Source organism: Acinetobacter sp. YH12128 (assembly GCF_013418655.1).
Classification (GTDB): domain Bacteria; phylum Pseudomonadota; class Gammaproteobacteria; order Pseudomonadales; family Moraxellaceae; genus Acinetobacter; species Acinetobacter amyesii.
The window spans coordinates 48837-65461 of sequence record NZ_VPBO01000003.1 but is presented as its reverse complement, the minus strand read 5'-3'; the positions used below and the strand labels follow the sequence as shown (position 1 = coordinate 65461).

Sequence of the window (16625 nt, the reverse complement as noted above, 5' to 3'; positions counted from 1 at the left end):
GTTAAATAACAAACTTTGAGGGAAGAGTAATGATGAAAGTATTAGCTGTAGTGGCATGTGTTTTGTTTCTACAAGGGTGTATTCATAAAATCGTTACTGTTCCTGTCAAAGTGGCTTATAAAACCACAAAAGGCGTGGTTAAAGGTACTGCTGCAGTTGTGGGTGCAGTCATTCCAGATGGGGATGAAGATGAAGACGACAAGAAAAAGAAAGACAAGGATTAATATTTCAAATCATGCGTAATGAGATACTGCATGGTTATTTAATTCACCATCGTAAATATCGTGAAAAAAGTCATATTGTGCACTTGTTTACTCAGGAGCATGGTCGAATTGATGGTATTCTCAGGCAAACGCCACCTCCCCAGTATCAACCAATTTGCTTGCAAGCATCTGGTAAGTCCGAACTTAAAAACTTTAGTAAACTCGAAATTGTAAATCAACCGATTTTCTTTTTTGGTGATGCTTTTTTTTCAGGATTTTATCTAAATGAAGTTTTATTGAGGCTATGTCCGTTAGAGGTTGAGATGCCTGAGACATTTGCTCAATATGCACACACCTTGGAAAAACTTCAATGCATGTCTGTCCAGGCCCACCCTGATCTATTCTTACGGCAAATCCTTAGACAATTTGAGTATGTACTGCTTGAAGAGTTGGGTTTTGCGTTGGATTTTTCAACTGATGCAAATCAACAGCAAATTCAGCCTCATGAAAATTATCAATTTCATTTAAACGAAGGTTTTCAACCTGTCATTAAAGCCTCACGTGCTACATTGTCAGGTCAACATATTTTAAGTATGTGTGATTATGAAAAAGGTGGGGAATTTAATCCTGAACAGTTACAATTACTGTCTAAGTTGTACCGACAAATGATTACTTCCTTGCTTGGCGATCGTCCATTAAAAAGTCGTCAATTGTGGATACAGAATTCTCAAACTCAACGTCATTAGGAAAGAATTATGGCAGCTTTGCTTGGTGTAAATATTGACCATGTGGCAACACTACGAAATGCACGTGGGACAACTTATCCAGATCCTGTGAATACCGCAATTATTTGTGAGCAAGCGGGGGCGGAAGGGATTACGCTGCATTTACGTGAAGATCGTCGCCATATTAAAGATGATGATGTACGTCGTATGCGTTCTGTATTAAAAACCCATATGAACCTTGAAATGGCAGTGACCAATGAAATGGTTGAATTTGCCAAAGAGATTCAGCCGCATCATGTATGCTTTGTTCCTGAAAAGCGTGAAGAAGTCACGACTGAAGGCGGTCTAGATGTGGTTGGGCATTTTGAAGATGTGAAAAACGCGACTCAAGCACTCGCGGCGATTGGTTGCGAAGTTTCATTATTTATTGATGCTGACTTTGCTCAAATTGATGCAGCGATTGCCTGTGGTGCGCCTACGATTGAGTTGCATACAGGTGCATATGCAGATGCTGAAACACCTGAAGCGCAGAAGGTAGAGCTGGAACGTATTATTCAAGGTGCTGAATATGCCGCATCTAAAGGTTTGATTGTGAATGCTGGCCATGGCTTAAATCTTGACAATGTCACTCCGATTGCGCGCATTGCGCAAATTCATGAACTAAATATTGGTCACTCGATTATTGCTGATGCAGTGTTTATTGGATTGGCACAGTCTGTAAAACAAATGAAAGCTGCGATTAAAGCCGCACGTTAATTTTTAAGTAAAGTATATGTCAAATATTGATTATGATACCCTAATGAAGCCAGTCATTGGCTTCTTGGGGTGTGAAACACCAAAAGCATGGCTAGATGAAGCTTTAAATAATTTGGATATCCTGATGCAGGATCATGCCAATTGTGAAAAGAAAGCAGCAAGTACAGCAATGAATTTGATGTTTCGTTATAGTTTTTTCTCGGATTTACAAATCAAACTGGCACAGCTAGTACGCGAAGAAATGCTGCACTATGAGCAAGTGCTGGAACTGATGGCAAAACGTGGTCAGAAATGGACTGCAATCAGTGCTGGTCGGTATGCAGGTGGTCTACGTAAAGAAGTGCGGACTTACGAGCCAGAAGCGTTAATTGATATCTTGGTGATTGGCGCATTTGTTGAAGCACGGTCATGTGAGCGTTTCTATGCGCTTGCACCACATGTGGATGAAGAGTTGGGGCGTTACTACCGCTATTTGCTAAAGTCTGAATCACGCCATTATGAGGACTATTTAGCATTGGCCATGGATGTGGCGACGACCAATAAGCTAAAGAATCCGAAAGAAGATATTCAGATGCGTATTGAGCATATTCGTGAAGTTGAAAAAAATTTGATTAGCAGCCCAGATGATTTATTCCGCTTTCATAGTGGTGTGCCAGTCAAAGCAGCTTGATAAAATAATCCTCCAGAATGGGGGATTTTTTATGCACTTAAAATAAATGATAATAAGAATTATTTACAATTATCTTGGGTGAATCTAAAATGAAACGATCTCTATGAATCAAACAATTTAAGCTCACTTATTTAATATGAAATTACAATTCACTTTACTCTGTATCGCTTTGTGTGCGGTTGGTCAGGCTGAAGCGCATTATCCTTATGTGGCGCCATTAAACTATCAAACATTTAATAATCATAGTGCCATTCTTTCTGGTTTTTATGACAATCCGTTTGTTTCTGAAATAGCCATTAAAAATTTTAATTTCCATGTACATACACCGTCAGGTGAAAAGCTGCATCTAACAGATGCCGATTGGGCAAAAACTCAAACAGTCAGCAGTTATAGTTTAGAAAATAAGCAGGATGGCACGTATCGTATTCGTGGTGAAAAGCAGGGAAGTACAGCGCGTTTTGCTTATGATCAAAAGCAGTGGAAAGCGTTAATCAATGGTGTACGTGATCCTCAAAAAACTGCGAATGCAAATGTCATTTATACAGCCGAGTTGACTCAAAAGTCGCAAATCAAAAGTATTCAAACCCAAGAAATCATTGAAACTTTTGTATCGCGCCGTGTAACGTCTACAAATGTAGTGAATCATTTGCATGATGGTTTTGATGTGCAATTTAGAACCCATCCGAATGCCATTATGCAAAATGAGCCAGTACAACTGAAAGTGCTAGATCAGAAAAAAGCGGTTCCGGGTTTACAGGTTGAAATTTTGCAGCAAACCACGGATTACAGCCGTGAAGGAAAAGTTTATAAAACGCTTAAAACTGATCAAGATGGAAATTTGAATTTTAACCTATCAGATCGTGGTCAGTATTTGCTGAAAATGGATTATCAACAGCCTTTTGAAATGAAGGAACACGCATTAAAACGATATAAATATACTTTGAGTTTTAATGTGTGTCTTGTCCTGAAATAGATTGACAGTATTCCACTTCAAACCGAGTTAAGCAATTAGCTCGGTTTTAGTTTGCTCATACGTCTGATTCGGGGTGTTCATATTTAAACTTAAATGTGGTCTATAGCAATTATAAATCATAATAGATTCCGCAATTAAGTGATCTAACTCCTTCATGGTTTGACATCGTGTAATTAAAAACTCCTGCTTTAATATTCCATTAATCCGCTCTGCTAATGCATTCTGGTAACAGTCTCCTCCATCTGTCATAGAAGGACATACCCCATAATGGCGTAATGCCGATTGATATAGTTCAGAGCAATACTGAGAGCCTCTGTCTGAATGATGAATCATCCTTGTCGCTCGATCCGTCACATGCTGCATAGCCATATGTAGAGCCTGCACAACATTCTCCGCACGCATATCATTCGATAACTTATAACCTTTAATCTGACGGGTATAAGCATCTGTCACTAAGGATAAATAATGTACGCCTTCAGCACTCTCAACATAAGTAATATCACTAACAAAGACTTCGTTGGCTTGCACTGCTGAATAATCCTTTAATAAATTTGGATGCTTCTTCATCCAATGCTTGCTATCCGTAGTTTTTGTATAGCGACGCTTGGGGCGAATCAATAAATTATGCTCTTTCAATATTTTAAATAACTGATCCCGTCCACACTTTAAACCACGCTGCAACAATTTGCCTTTAATAAGCCAATACAGCTTACGTGTTCCGATACTTGGCATGAGACAACAATATTCCATAACCAACTCAAGTATTTGTTCAGTTGCTTGTGCAGTCATTTGAGCACGTTTTTCTGCTTGATAATAAGCTTGTCGGGTGATTCCCAACCACTGACAATAACGTGAAACGCTTAGTCTTCTTTGGCTTTGCCAATCTTTGAAACGTGCTCGGTATACTTTTTTCCAAGATCAGTCCCACATTCTTTATCAATGTGATAAATCACATCCTGAATAAATTCAGTTTTAAGCTTTTCTGCGGCTAACTGCTTTTCTAATTGGCGGATTCGTTGTTGGGGGGTTAATTGGCGTTTAGAAGAAGTCGGCATATTCGAAGTCCAGTCCTGTTGTCCGTGCTTGCGTAACCATACCAGCACAGTTGATCTTCCTTGAATACCATATTTTGCCTGAGCTTGTTTATAAGTAATTTGCCCTTTTTCTACTTCATGTACAACCATCATTTTAAAGGCGAAGCTATAATCACGTTGTGTGCGTTTAACTCGTTGTTCTTGTGCATGTTCCATAAAATAAGTCTCTTAAGGTGTAAACTTATTTCAGGACGGGACAGTGATTTAAAGAGAAAAAGCTCTGCGATTTGCGGAGCTTTTTTATGAAAATGATTTAGCTATCTTTAGGTTCAAGATAAAACATCGATAAACCTATCAATAAAATTAAACTGGTTTGAGTGAAAAAGTGTTTATTAAAACCACCATAATATTGCTGCGAATAGCCTGCAATCAGTAAACAACCCGTTAAATAAAGCAATCGATAATATCGGCTCTCAAAACAATAACAGACACTTGCAAAACATAAAATCAGGCAGCCAATCACCATATAATGGATATCCCAAATGATGGTGTTGATTGCAAATAAAAGTGCTGAAAGTGCGCCGATAGATAAATTACGCAGGCTTTCAAACCCTTGAAAAATGTGCATCAAAGCTAATATGAAGAATGGCAATAGAGCAAGTGCATATTTTATTCTTATACTGTTTTGCGTCATGAGCATAAAATTTTGCTGTTTCTCAACAATGGGGCTAGTACTGATGCTTAGCCTAAGCCATTGCAGGGTTAAGTGTTCAGGGATGTTGGCTTTAACTAAAAATTTGAGAGTGGCTTGTGGTGGAATAATATAATTTTCTTGGAATTCATGGCCATAAAACATCCATGACTTATTGGTCTCTAGTGTGTGATATTGCGTATTTTTTTGAGTTGAGATGTTAAAAAGTTGTCCAGTTGCATTTAACCCAGCTTTCATACATGGTGTTTCTTTCTCGTGAACAATACATAACGGCAGTACCGAAATTTCAAGATCTTTTCGAGTTTGTTGCTGACCTGCAAAATCGATATGAACATATAACTGATCAGATTGGTTTTGCAGCGTAATCGGTGTGCTTGACCAATATAGTCCTTCTGTCATCTCGTTCAATACAGATTCAGATATTTCGGGAATAGTATTGTGATTTTGAAACTGCTGAGGTGGAATCAACCATTGTAGCTTGCTGTCAAGAAGGGTGTTCGATTCACTATTATATAAATTGGGTGGTGTTTTGAAATGTTGCTCAATTTCACTTTCGGGTGTGCAGCTCACCAAATAAATTGCAAATGGGCTGATAAAAATTAAAAGAAAAATGAATGCAGTGAGATAGTGTTTTAAGGCAGTTTTATTTGATTCAGCATCAACTTGAATGAACATTTTTTTATTTTAATGACAATGACTTATAGATTATATGTAAATCATAGGCATTAAAAAAGCCCATTTAAATAAATGGGCTTTAGAATTTGGCTCTCCAACCTGGGCTCGAACCAGGGACCTGCGGATTAACAGTCCGTCGCTCTACCGACTGAGCTATTGGAGAATCTGAATGCGATTATAAGCAGATTTTGAAGAGGGTCAAGCTAAAAATACCAATATGAGGAGAAATGCGTGATAGATGTTTTTTATTTGAACAAAAAGAAGGATTTTTTAGAAAAAATGAATCTTAGGCTTGCAAAGAAAAAATTCAATTGATAGTCTGAATGCAACAACAGAGCGTTTAAACATATGTTTAAACAGTGTGGATTTAAACCCAACTTGCCAGCACTAAAATGGCTAAACAGGAGAAAGCGAATGAATACGCTGACTATTTCTCAGATTTTTTCAAATTTTTCTTTTTACCAAGAAAACTATCTTTCCATTATTAGCAATCAAGAGCAATATCAAACACCTGTCGAAGGTGCGTACGTTGACGTTTGGCCTTTGGGTCGACGTGACTTGGCATTGGGAGATTTATTACAACTGTGGTTTAGTGAAAAATGGTTGATCAATGCACCATGTCATTTACGTTTTGAACATCAAGATGATGGTCGTCGTGTGCCTTTGCAACGCAAGCAAGATTTGTATTTATACCAATTGGCAGGTAATGCGTTATCAGGCTCAAATCGTTCTAAAGTATGGTCTATTTCAGAACAACAAGAACTTCGTGTTGAATTAGATAGTGCTTTAAAATATTACTGCTTTCAAAAGGGCAGTAATCGCATTGATCTAAGCGAAGGCCAATTAATTCGTGCCTTACATTCAGCAATTTAAGTTTAAATCTTCATCTGCTCGCATTAAATTGCGAGCAGAACAATAAAAATATTAAGGACGTATAATCATGCAGGTTGCAGTTGCATGTGCATAAAGTTTGCCATTGTCATCAATAATTTTCCCTTCAGAAATCCCTAAATTTTTACTGATATTAATGACTGTTCCTATCGCTGTAAGTTCAACATCCTTTGGGATTGGGCGACACATTTTTATATTTAAGTCGATGGTGCCATAACCTACACCTGCCTCTAATAGCGTGTGAATGGCACAACCTGTCACCGAGTCGAGTACCGTAGCAGCAAAGCCACCATGCACGCCGCCTAGCGGATTTATGTGTCGTGCATCTGCTTTAGCCTTAAAGCTAATACTGCCCTCAGATACTTCATAAGGCTGCATAGGAATAGTTTCGCTAATACTTGCTGGAGGAATTTGGCCTTGCATCATTGCCTTTAAAATTTCTAGTCCAGTCATTTCTTTGATGTTCATTGGTAGATCTCTGGATAGGTTAGTTTTGTGGTTGTTCTGGGTTCTAAAATGAAACTTATTTAAATAACATAGCTGAAAATGTAAAAAGAATGCAAACCAAGGATTTGAATATGAAGGTTAGTTTTAGGTTTTATCGTTTGGTTTTTTAATATTTAAGTCGATTTGAAGGAAGTCAAATGGGCTGGATGAGCTTTGTTATTTAGTTTGAACCGCGAAAAAAATTGATCAAAAGCGTGTTGAAGTGAAGAGTATTAATTTATTCTTTTGATGAGTATAAAAAACCCGCGATATTCGCGGGTTTTTTTTTGATTTGATCTTTAGATCAAATTATTTTTCAGCAGCAATTGAAGCAATCGCAGCGTCTACGCCTTCGATTGAGTCAGCAGCTTTCTTGATACGTGCAAGCGCATCTACAAGAACTTCGTCTGCAGTTGCATAAGAAATACGCATATAACCACCTAGACCGAACGCATCACCAGGAACTACTGCAACACCAGTTTCTTCCAATAACCATGCAGAGAATTCTGTGCAAGATTTTAAACCTTTTGCACGAATCAATGGACGGATGTTTGCGTATGCATAGAATGCACCATCAGCAGGAAGGCAAGTAATACCGTTGATGTCGTTCAAGCCTTTCACAACTAGGTCGTGACGGCGTTTGAATGCTTCAATCATTGGCTCAAGAACGTCTTGAGGGCCATTCAATGCAGCTTCAGCAGCAACTTGTGAAATAGAAGTTGGGTTTGAAGTTGATTGAGATTGGATTTTTTTCATCGCACCAATAAGTTTAGCAGGGCCCGCTGCGTAGCCAATACGCCAGCCAGTCATTGCATAAGCTTTAGATACACCGTTAAGAACGATTACGCGATCGTAAAGGTCTGGTGCAACTGTTGCGATGTTGTAGAATTCGTCGTCCCAACGGATTGGTTCGTACATATCATCAGAAGCAACTAAAACTTCTGGGTATTTACGTAGAACGTCAGCTAAAGCAAGTAATTCTTCTTTAGTGTAGATCATACCTGTTGGGTTAGAAGGGCTGTTTAGAACCACTAAACGAGTTTTGTCAGTGATTGCAGCTTCTAATTGAGCAGGCGTAATTTTGAAACGTTGGTCTTCACCACATTTCACGATTACAGGAGTACCTTCAGCAATGATCACCATGTCTGGGTAGCTTACCCAGTAAGGAGCAGGGATAATTACTTCGTCACCTTTGTTTAACAAAGCAAGTGCCAAGTTAAAGAAAGATTGTTTACCACCACAAGAAACCAAGATTTGGTTTGCAGCGTAATCAAGGTTATTGTCGCGTTTTAATTTAGCAATAATTGCTTTTTTAAGACCTGGAGTACCGTCAACAGCTGTATATTTAGTGAAGCCATTGTTGATAGCAGCAATTGCAGCATCTTTGATGTGTTGTGGGGTATCGAAATCCGGTTCACCTGCGCCTAAACCAATTACGTTTTTACCAGCAGCTTTTAATTCAGCAGCTTTGTTAGTAACAGCAAGTGTAGGGGACGGTTTGATGCTATTTACACGATCAGACAGACGTACGTCCACGGCAGTATTCCTTCTTATAGGGATTAAAAAATAAAAAGCACACTATCTTAGCTTAAATGCACAGTAATGGGGAGTGGCAAAATCAACAATGTGCAAAAAAGTGTGATATTCCATCCTAACCCTATAATTGAGAAAATTTACATTGAGTTACTTAAATTTTTAATCAAATTTTATGGCAAATTCTTAAAGTCACGGACAAAAATAAGGCCTAAAAAAGGCCACAACATGTGTGACCATTTTTAATAAAATTTTGTGCTTCAAATACTTTGCTTATTGAACAAAACGCGATAAATCTTCTTCAGGACGAGCAGTTAGCACTTCTACACCATTTTTTGTTACAAGTAGCGTATGTTCGTACTGTGCAGACAAGCTATGATCTTTAGTAACGACAGTCCATTTGTCGCCAAGAAGTTTGGTTTTCCAGTCACCACCGTTCACCATTGGTTCGATGGTAAAGGTCATGCCTTCTTCTAAGATCATGCCTGTATTGGGTTGACCGTAGTGTAAAACTTGTGGTTCGTCATGGAAAACGGTACCAATACCATGACCACAATATTCACGTACAACGCCAAAACGTTCTGATTCCACATATTGTTGAATAGCATTACCAATATCACCCATGGTTGCGCCTGGTTTTACCACCGCCATACCACGGTACATGGCTTCTTGAGCAACTTTACATAAACGGTTCGCTAAAATAGATGTTTCACCGCCTACGATATACATCATGTTGGTATCACCGTGGTAACCATCTTTAATCACAGTGACATCGATGTTTAAGATGTCACCTTTTTTTAACTTTTTGCTTTCAGATGGAATACCGTGACACACCACATGGTTCACTGAAGTACAGATCACGTGCTGGAACGCTGGACGACCCGGCGCAGCACCATAACCTAAACAAGCAGGAATAGCTTCTTGTTTGTTGACAATATAGTCATGACAAATCGTATCAAGTTCTAGGGTAGTCACACCTGGAACAATATGCGGTTTGATCATATCCAAAACTTCTGCCGCCAGTCGACCCGCGACGCGCATTTTTTCAATTTCGTCAGGCGTTTTAATTAATCGACGTGGAGCTTCGTAAGTACTGTTCATGATCTCTAAAAACTTTTGGAAATTTGTATGTGACTATGGTATAAATAGCCGCCCATTTTATCAAATGCTTTTTCGTGAATATCTTTCACGAGCTTTGTGCGATGGGGCAATAAAATCCGCACATATATCGACACATTTCTCTGGGTGCCTTTTTAGGTGGAGAATGCGGGTATATGGAGGCCTAACCCAAACTTTAAGGTAAAGAAAATGGCAGATTACAACGTAAGCATGCGCGACCTTCTTCAAGCAGGCGCACACTTCGGTCACCAAACACGTTTTTGGAATCCAAAAATGCGCGAATACATCTTCGGCGCGCGCAACAAAATTCACATCATCAACCTTGAGCACACTGTTCCTGCGTTAAATGATGCTTTGAACTTTGCTAACAACTTGGCTAGCAAAAAGAACAAAGTTTTGTTCGTTGGTACAAAACGTGCAGCTTCTGCAATCATCCGTGAACAAGCTCAACGTGCAGGTCAACCATATGTTGATCACCGCTGGTTGGGTGGTATGTTGACTAACTGGAAAACTCTTCGCCAGTCAATCAACCGTCTAAAAGACCTTCAAACTCAATCTACTGACGGTACTTTCGCTAAACTTACTAAACGTGAAGCTTTAGAACGTACTCGTGAGATGGAAAAACTTGAACGCGCTCTTGGCGGCGTTAAAAACATGGGTGGTTTACCTGACGCATTATTCGTAATCGATGTTGATCACGAAGCAATTGCAATTAAAGAAGCTAAAAACCTTGGTATTCCTGTTATCGGTATCGTTGATACAAACTCTAACCCAGACAACGTAGACTACGTTATCCCTGGTAACGACGATGCGATCCGTGCAGTTACTCTTTACGCTTCTGCTATGGCTGATGCGATTCTTGCTGGTAAAGAATATGCTCAATCACAAGCAAATGCACAAGCTAAAGGCGAAGAAGCTCCTGCTTCTGAGGCTTAATGCGTTTGACGTAAGCTTGTCATTTTTGCGACACGTGATGGTGGCAAAGTAAGCGTCATGTATGCAGACGGCCCAAGAGACAGCTCTGGGCCGTTTCTGTTCTAAAAAGAATTCATTTTCTACCGTATTTAGGAGATTAACATGACTGCAGTTACAGCAAGCATGGTTAAAGAATTGCGCGATCGTACTGGTCTTGCAATGATGGAATGTAAAAAAGCATTAACAGAAGCGGGCGGTGACATCGAATTAGCGATCGACAACCTTCGTAAATCTGGTCAAGCTAAAGCTGCTAAAAAAGCGGGTAACATTGCTGCTGACGGCGCGATCACTATCGCTCAAGAAGGCAACAAAGCAATCCTTGTAGAAGTTAACTGTCAAACTGACTTCGTTGCTAAAGACGAAAACTTTGCTGGTTTCTCTGCTAAAGTTGCTGCTGCTGCGCTTGCTGCTGGTGTAACTGACGTTGCTCAAATTGCTGAATTGAAACTTGAAGATGGTGCTACTGTAGAAGAAGCTCGTATCGCGCTTGTTCAAAAAATCGGTGAAAACATCCAAGTGCGTCGTGCTCAAATCGTTGAAGGCGACAACCTTGCAGTTTACAAACACGGTTTAAAAATCGGTGTTGTAGTTGCATACGCTGGTGATGCTGAAACTGGTAAAGGTTTGGCTATGCACATCGCTGCATTCAACCCAGTTGCTGTAAACGAAGCTGGCGTTTCTGCTGAACTTATCGCTAAAGAAAAAGAAATTGCTGAAGCGAAAGCAATTGAATCTGGTAAACCAGCAAACATCGTTGAAAAAATGGTAACTGGTTCAGTTCAGAAATACTTGAACGAAGTTGTTCTTGAGAACCAAATGTACGTTATCGACAACGATAAGAAAGTTGCAGAAGTTCTTAAAGCAACTGGTACTACTGTTGCTAACTTCGTACGTTTCGAAGTTGGTGAAGGTATTGAGAAAAAAGCTGAACTTTCTTTCGCTGAAGAAGTTGCTGCTGCTCAAGCTGCTGCAAAATAATCTCTGATTATTTGTAGAAAAAAGCCCTCGTTTTAGAGGGCTTTTTTTATGGCTGTCGCTTTACTGATTTCAAAGCTATTTAAACTTTATATTGTGTACATTGTTGTTCACAGATTCTATTTTTATCAATTTTAATGACTATAATGAGTTGAAAATTTAGATTTAAACTATCTTATGGCAAACAAAACAAACTTAACCATCGGCGGAATTATTGTTGCGCTTGCAGCAGCTTATTTCGGAATCGATTTACAACAACAAAAAACTGCACCAGTTCAGACGACAGCTGAACAAAACTCACAGCCACAAATAGAACCAGTACAACCCGCAGATGCTCAACAAAAAGGGCAGAGTGCTGAAGATATCATTGCGCATGCATTTAAAAGTAAACTCAGTAATGTTCAGGTTGAAGGTGCAGGTCAAGTGAAAGCGGTACTACGAGATGATAATGAAGGTAGTCGCCATCAAAAGTTCATTTTGACCTTAAATAATGGTCAAACGCTTTTGGTCGCGCATAATATCGATCTTGCTCCACGAATTGACGACTTGCAAAAAGGCGATACAGTTCAATTTTACGGTGAATACGAATATTCAGATAAGGGAGGTGTGATGCACTGGACACATCACGATCCGAATGGACGTCATCAGGATGGTTGGTTAAAGCATCAAGGTAAAACCTATCAATAAAAATCACGTAGTCATTTTTAACTTTAGTCATTTAAATGATCATGATTCAGATGAAGCTATCAACATAAAATTGGATTAACCATATTGAGTAAAAGCCAGTGTTTAAACACTGGCTTTTTGGATGTATAAATAGAAAAAATGATTGGAAATACCAGAGATAAATACACCTATAAACAATAGGGTTTTAAGCATCGAATATGAAGAAAACCGATGTGGAAGAAGTGAAAAAGAGATCTATGAAATTAATCATGCTTTAAATGCTCTTTATTTGCGATTTATGGCGTGCTTTCCAATTACCAAGTACTTTGCCTGAAAATGTATCTAAACACCAAATAGGGCCAATGAGGAGGAATTGGAGATCTTTGAAAAAAGAGGGCTTTTTACCTTCAATTTTATGGCCATAAAATTGACCAATCCATGCGAATACAAAGAGCGTGATATAAAAGCCATATCCAACTGGTAACACCCAAATTAGCCATGCCATGATTAACGTTAACGCGGCCATTGCAACAGCAAGGACAATGTCTAAACGTGCGTAAAAGATAAATGCTAAAGCAAGTAAGACAGCAGTAAGTAGCGCGCTAAAATGCGCCAATATGCCAATGATTGAAAAATAAATCGTGGGTACGCAAATCCAGTGAATCATTTTATTGGTTTTATTTTGATGACTTTCGCTGTATTCATCAAACCATTCGTTGATTGTTTTCATGATAGTCCTTAATCATGGGGAAGGACTTCAATATAAACAAGAATGCGGGAAGGGTCAAAATCAGGATTACTGATGATTTGAAAGGCTAAGAGGCTTCAAATAAAAAACCACGCTAGGCGTGGTCTGTTAACTGCAGTCACTTCATTGGAGAATTAAGAATTTGGACCGTCTACGCGTTCAATGCTCACATTTGCAGTACCTGCACTGGTAATACCCAATTGCTTAGCAGCACCATAAGATAAATCAAGAACACGGTTACCATGGAATGGACCACGGTCATTTACTTTCACCACGACGCTTTTACCATTATTGCGATTCGTAACACGAATAAAGCAATTAAGTGGCAGGCTACGATGTGCTGCTGTAAGTGCGTTCATGTCAAACGTTTCACCGCTTGCTGTTTTACGACCGTGGAATTGACGACCGTACCAAGAAGCAGTACCTGTTTGAGTGAACTTACGAACAGTATTCGATGCAACAGTATTTAACTTTTCAATCACTGAAGGCTCATCTTCAGGAATTTCGATTTTAGCAGCGATTGTTTGACGACGAATTTTATCGCCAGAACGCTCAGTGATTGAAAGGCTACTTAAATTCGTAAAGTTTGAATTGAAGCTTTGAGCTTCTTTATTCAATACACGAGCTGCAAGACGAGAGTTGTCATTATCATGATTGAATGATGACGACTGAACCATCTCAGCTTGTGACTGACTTAGCGCAACTGCCGTGGCAACCGCTAAGGCATATTTAATAATTGATGACTGCATTGTTTATCTCCCAATGGCATATTTACTGGTTCAACTAAGTCGCTGATATCCATGTAAACACGTCTGATATTTCACTTTTGCAACTACATTTAACGAGATGGATAATATTCATGCCATCAATAGGCTGTCTAGTGTTTAATTAAAATACTTTGAAAATGTCTAAAAAATTAACAATAGTTGGTTAAAAAATAATCAATAATGTAACAAGGTGTGTGAAATGACGATTAAATGCTCATTTTAATGAAAATATTTGTTGACTTTTTTCTATATAGGAAATAACCAGTCTTATCGACTGGTAACTTCAGTGCCTAAAAGCCATAGCGCAGTCGCATACATACGGCTTTTGTTATAGGTTGTAATGACCTGAAAATTTGGATAAGTGATGTAATAAATTGGTCCATAACTATCTTGCAATTGGATGACATTGACCAAATCGAGATCATCGATTTTTACTAATGGATTCATAGGGGTTACACCTTGAGCCTTGAGTACACCATATGGTGTTGGCTGGTTTAAATCCTTTGCAATAATAGCATCTGGGTTGTTTCCACTGTACCGAGCAGCAAAAGCAATTGGTTGATTACGCTGCCAACCATAATTTGCTAGATAATTTGCAATTGAACCAATGGCATCGACAGCCGAATTACGCAGGTCAACATGACCATTGCCATCGTAGTCCACACCAAATTTTGGAATGTTACTTGGCATAAATTGAGGATAACCCACAGCACCTGCATATGAACCGACGACAGAGTTGGTTGGAACACCGTCTTTATATGACCAAGCAATCAGTGCAGCGAGTTCATCTTGGAAATATTGCGCACGACGTTCATAGCCAAAACCAAGGGTCGCCAAAGCATCACGGGTGATAAAATTACCTTTATTGCTGCCATAGCCTGTTTCAACACCCAAAATGCCTAAAATCACGGATTGAGGCACACCAAATTGTTGTTCTGCACGATTTAAAGTGTCGGCATATTGATTTTTGAAGCGAACGCCGCGTTGAATTGTACTTTCAGCTAAAAAGTTGGTTTTGTATTGGTACCAAGGCTTTGATTCGCCAGGTCTATTCATAATGCTAATAATGTTGGGTAGGTTTTTACTGCCTTGCATTGCCCAATCAATTTGATTTTCACTCAGACCATAGGTTTGCATTGCATTTTGTTTAAAGCTTGCATATGCCGGATGAGATTGGAAGTCGTTAGCCTGACAAAAACTGGTCAGTGAAATTGAACCGGCCATAATGGCAATATGTGATAGTTTTTTATAAAAATTTCGATTTAGCATAAATAAAAAATTTCCAGTTGCTTTAGCGATGAGTATGAACAAAATTTCGAGGGGAAAAGATCCTGAAAATTGTGATGACCTTCTGGTTTCATAGCTCATTAAAGGTAAACGTTACCAATAGCAACTAAGATACCACTGACAGCGCATGCTTTCATAAATAGATATACAAAAAAAGACAAAGCAAAGGGTTTTTTAGCAGTTAACATATTGAAAAGTGACATATTCATTTACATAACTTGCAAATATTCACAAATCATTTGAAATAAAGATGACTCTAAAACCCATGCGTCATAAAAACGCAGAACGAGTAAACTTTATCGCGTTGCGAAATACTGTTTAGAAGCTACAAAAGTTGCAATGTTATATCTAAAAATAAAGGGACAGGATTAAAAAGGTACCGGTCTAAAACACCCATATGCAAGCAGTGTTTTATTCATTACATAGTTTTTGTTCGCCAGCGCTTCAATGCTGTTGAAAACGTCGCTATATAGTAGAAATATAGACTGAATGATAAAAAAGAAAGAGATTGAATCTTAAAATGGACGCATTGAAATTTAAGCCAAAATGACGGCTCACATTAAAATATGATCTATATTCAGGTTCTTCCTGTTCTTTGTAGATTTTTAAAAATTGTGGATATCAATGTACTGTCTTTCTTTTAATAAAAATCTGTTCAATTCTAGAACTGTGTTTGCATGACTATATAGTCATTGTATCGGGATTCGATTTTATGCATTTAACCATAAAAAAACCTAGCTGAAGCTAGGTTTTGACGAAAAGCGAGATTTATTTGTTAAACATCGCATCATGTGCTTCTGCAAGGGCACCTAGCTCTTCTTTAGTCAGATTTGGGAAAATCTTATCAATTGCAATATGAATAGCTTTAATCACAGCAGAAGAACCGATATCGGCTGCTTTACGTTTAATCATGCCTAAATCGAGAGTTTTATTAAAATCATTCATAAAATGACGCACTGCAGCTTCAGCAAACTGTTTATACAGTTCACCAAAAGCAGCTTTATTGATATCTGCGCCCGATTTAATTTCCGCATAACTATTTTTAAGGTTAGTGACTAGTCCTGCATCTAAGCTTAGACCTACACGATGAGCGCCGACTGTGTCCTGAAATAAACTTCGTTCTGAAAATTCAATGGATTGTTTCACCACATCATTCGGAGATTTACCCAGTAGCTGCTTTAACAATACAGCGACTGTTGATTTGACATAGCCAGCCAGTTTTTCTGCTGTGTCGCGCTTGTCGCTTGCAGGAAACAGATGAACAGGAGCTAATATAGTTGCACCAATGATTTCTTCATTAATCAGCAAAGCTGTTTTATCACGTAAAGGATAAAGTGGTTCACTCGAATTTTTTTTCGCGTGACCAGTTTGGATACTGCTTAGAAGTTCCTCAGAAGGAATAAAACCAAAAAATGGCATCACTAACCTCA

The 16625-nt window shown here is 38.7% G+C and carries 18 protein-coding genes and 1 tRNA gene; 9 read left to right on the top strand and 10 right to left on the bottom strand.

The window, feature by feature from the left end; genetic code table 11:
- The first annotated feature begins 29 nt into the window (after positions 1-29).
- The 5 genes from FTU64_RS03420 (at position 30) to FTU64_RS03400 (ending at position 3327) form a co-directional block, all read left to right on the top strand.
- The gene (locus tag FTU64_RS03420) at positions 30-224 is read left to right on the top strand and encodes an NF038104 family lipoprotein (protein ID WP_078192000.1); all 195 of its coding nucleotides are present in this window, start codon (positions 30-32) and stop codon (positions 222-224) included.
- Positions 225-232: 8 nt separating this feature from the next.
- Positions 233-949: a DNA repair protein RecO gene (gene recO, locus FTU64_RS03415; protein ID WP_180059271.1), complete on the top strand. Its 717-nt coding sequence runs from the start codon at positions 233-235 to the stop codon at positions 947-949.
- 9 nt (positions 950-958) lie between these two features.
- Positions 959-1684: a pyridoxine 5'-phosphate synthase gene (gene pdxJ / locus FTU64_RS03410; RefSeq protein ID WP_180059226.1), complete on the top strand. Its 726-nt coding sequence runs from the start codon at positions 959-961 to the stop codon at positions 1682-1684.
- A 16-nt stretch (positions 1685-1700) separates the two neighbouring features.
- Complete coding sequence (locus FTU64_RS03405; RefSeq protein ID WP_180059225.1) at positions 1701-2354, top strand: tRNA-(ms[2]io[6]A)-hydroxylase; 654 nt, start codon at positions 1701-1703, stop codon at positions 2352-2354.
- A 136-nt stretch (positions 2355-2490) separates the two neighbouring features.
- A complete protein-coding gene (locus tag FTU64_RS03400) occupies positions 2491-3327 on the top strand; it encodes a DUF4198 domain-containing protein (RefSeq protein WP_180054980.1) in 837 nt (278 codons plus the stop codon).
- 27 nt (positions 3328-3354) lie between these two features.
- Here FTU64_RS03400 and FTU64_RS03395 read toward each other — a convergent pair.
- The 3 genes from FTU64_RS03395 to FTU64_RS03385 form a co-directional block, all read right to left on the bottom strand.
- Positions 3355-4577 (bottom strand): IS3 family transposase gene (locus tag FTU64_RS03395; protein WP_180054983.1). Its coding sequence is split into 2 segments (ribosomal slippage): positions 3355-4241 and positions 4241-4577, totalling 1224 coding nucleotides; the frame shifts between segments, so codons are not numbered across the junction.
- A 97-nt stretch (positions 4578-4674) separates the two neighbouring features.
- Complete coding sequence (locus FTU64_RS03390; RefSeq protein ID WP_180009941.1) at positions 4675-5748, bottom strand: hypothetical protein; 1074 nt, start codon at positions 5746-5748, stop codon at positions 4675-4677.
- 87 nt (positions 5749-5835) lie between these two features.
- Positions 5836-5911, bottom strand: a tRNA-Asn gene (locus FTU64_RS03385).
- Positions 5912-6162: 251 nt separating this feature from the next.
- Between FTU64_RS03385 and FTU64_RS03380 the strand changes: the two genes are divergently transcribed.
- The gene (locus FTU64_RS03380; RefSeq protein ID WP_180059224.1) at positions 6163-6621 is read left to right on the top strand and encodes a hypothetical protein; all 459 of its coding nucleotides are present in this window, start codon (positions 6163-6165) and stop codon (positions 6619-6621) included.
- Between the two features lie 51 nt (positions 6622-6672).
- On the opposite strand, the gene FTU64_RS03375 is transcribed toward FTU64_RS03380, so the two are convergent.
- The 3 genes from FTU64_RS03375 to map all read right to left on the bottom strand — a co-directional run bounded on the left by FTU64_RS03375 (position 6673) and on the right by map (position 9759).
- Entirely contained in the window at positions 6673-7107 is a 435-nt protein-coding gene (locus tag FTU64_RS03375) for a PaaI family thioesterase (RefSeq protein WP_180059223.1), read from the bottom strand.
- A 327-nt stretch (positions 7108-7434) separates the two neighbouring features.
- Positions 7435-8661, bottom strand: a complete 1227-nt coding sequence (locus FTU64_RS03370; RefSeq protein WP_111883988.1) for a pyridoxal phosphate-dependent aminotransferase — start codon at positions 8659-8661, stop codon at positions 7435-7437.
- 270 nt (positions 8662-8931) lie between these two features.
- Entirely contained in the window at positions 8932-9759 is an 828-nt protein-coding gene (gene map, locus FTU64_RS03365; protein ID WP_168378021.1) for a type I methionyl aminopeptidase, read from the bottom strand.
- Between the two features lie 207 nt (positions 9760-9966).
- Between map and rpsB the strand changes: the two genes are divergently transcribed.
- The 3 genes from rpsB (at position 9967) to FTU64_RS03350 (ending at position 12414) form a co-directional block, all read left to right on the top strand.
- Positions 9967-10713, top strand: a complete 747-nt coding sequence (gene rpsB / locus FTU64_RS03360; protein WP_078190314.1) for a 30S ribosomal protein S2 — start codon at positions 9967-9969, stop codon at positions 10711-10713.
- Between the two features lie 141 nt (positions 10714-10854).
- Positions 10855-11730, top strand: a complete 876-nt coding sequence (tsf, locus tag FTU64_RS03355; RefSeq protein ID WP_078190313.1) for a translation elongation factor Ts — start codon at positions 10855-10857, stop codon at positions 11728-11730.
- 174 nt (positions 11731-11904) lie between these two features.
- Entirely contained in the window at positions 11905-12414 is a 510-nt protein-coding gene (locus FTU64_RS03350; RefSeq protein ID WP_168378020.1) for a DUF3465 domain-containing protein, read from the top strand.
- A gap of 253 nt (positions 12415-12667) precedes the next feature.
- On the opposite strand, the gene FTU64_RS03345 is transcribed toward FTU64_RS03350, so the two are convergent.
- The 4 genes from FTU64_RS03345 to FTU64_RS03330 form a co-directional block, all read right to left on the bottom strand.
- The gene (locus FTU64_RS03345) at positions 12668-13123 is read right to left on the bottom strand and encodes a DUF962 domain-containing protein (RefSeq protein WP_180054989.1); all 456 of its coding nucleotides are present in this window, start codon (positions 13121-13123) and stop codon (positions 12668-12670) included.
- A gap of 152 nt (positions 13124-13275) precedes the next feature.
- Positions 13276-13890, bottom strand: a complete 615-nt coding sequence (locus FTU64_RS03340; protein ID WP_078190310.1) for a septal ring lytic transglycosylase RlpA family protein — start codon at positions 13888-13890, stop codon at positions 13276-13278.
- A gap of 285 nt (positions 13891-14175) precedes the next feature.
- Entirely contained in the window at positions 14176-15177 is a 1002-nt protein-coding gene (gene mltB, locus FTU64_RS03335) for a lytic murein transglycosylase B (RefSeq protein ID WP_078191987.1), read from the bottom strand.
- Positions 15178-15963: 786 nt separating this feature from the next.
- Positions 15964-16614: a hypothetical protein gene (locus FTU64_RS03330; protein WP_180054991.1), complete on the bottom strand. Its 651-nt coding sequence runs from the start codon at positions 16612-16614 to the stop codon at positions 15964-15966.
- Positions 16615-16625: the final 11 nt, after the last annotated feature.

Coding starts and splice junctions, on each gene's coding strand:
- FTU64_RS03420 (WP_078192000.1), top strand. CDS start 30: ATGATGAAAGTATTAGCTGTAGTGGCATGTGTTTTGTTTCTACAAGGG.
- pdxJ (WP_180059226.1), top strand. CDS start 959: ATGGCAGCTTTGCTTGGTGTAAATATTGACCATGTGGCAACACTACGA.
- FTU64_RS03405 (WP_180059225.1), top strand. CDS start 1,701: ATGTCAAATATTGATTATGATACCCTAATGAAGCCAGTCATTGGCTTC.
- FTU64_RS03400 (WP_180054980.1), top strand. CDS start 2,491: ATGAAATTACAATTCACTTTACTCTGTATCGCTTTGTGTGCGGTTGGT.
- FTU64_RS03390 (WP_180009941.1), bottom strand. CDS start 5,748: ATGTTCATTCAAGTTGATGCTGAATCAAATAAAACTGCCTTAAAACAC.
- FTU64_RS03380 (WP_180059224.1), top strand. CDS start 6,163: ATGAATACGCTGACTATTTCTCAGATTTTTTCAAATTTTTCTTTTTAC.
- FTU64_RS03375 (WP_180059223.1), bottom strand. CDS start 7,107: ATGAACATCAAAGAAATGACTGGACTAGAAATTTTAAAGGCAATGATG.
- map (WP_168378021.1), bottom strand. CDS start 9,759: ATGAACAGTACTTACGAAGCTCCACGTCGATTAATTAAAACGCCTGAC.
- rpsB (WP_078190314.1), top strand. CDS start 9,967: ATGGCAGATTACAACGTAAGCATGCGCGACCTTCTTCAAGCAGGCGCA.
- tsf (WP_078190313.1), top strand. CDS start 10,855: ATGACTGCAGTTACAGCAAGCATGGTTAAAGAATTGCGCGATCGTACT.
- FTU64_RS03350 (WP_168378020.1), top strand. CDS start 11,905: ATGGCAAACAAAACAAACTTAACCATCGGCGGAATTATTGTTGCGCTT.
- FTU64_RS03345 (WP_180054989.1), bottom strand. CDS start 13,123: ATGAAAACAATCAACGAATGGTTTGATGAATACAGCGAAAGTCATCAA.
- FTU64_RS03340 (WP_078190310.1), bottom strand. CDS start 13,890: ATGCAGTCATCAATTATTAAATATGCCTTAGCGGTTGCCACGGCAGTT.
- mltB (WP_078191987.1), bottom strand. CDS start 15,177: ATGCTAAATCGAAATTTTTATAAAAAACTATCACATATTGCCATTATG.
- FTU64_RS03330 (WP_180054991.1), bottom strand. CDS start 16,614: ATGCCATTTTTTGGTTTTATTCCTTCTGAGGAACTTCTAAGCAGTATC.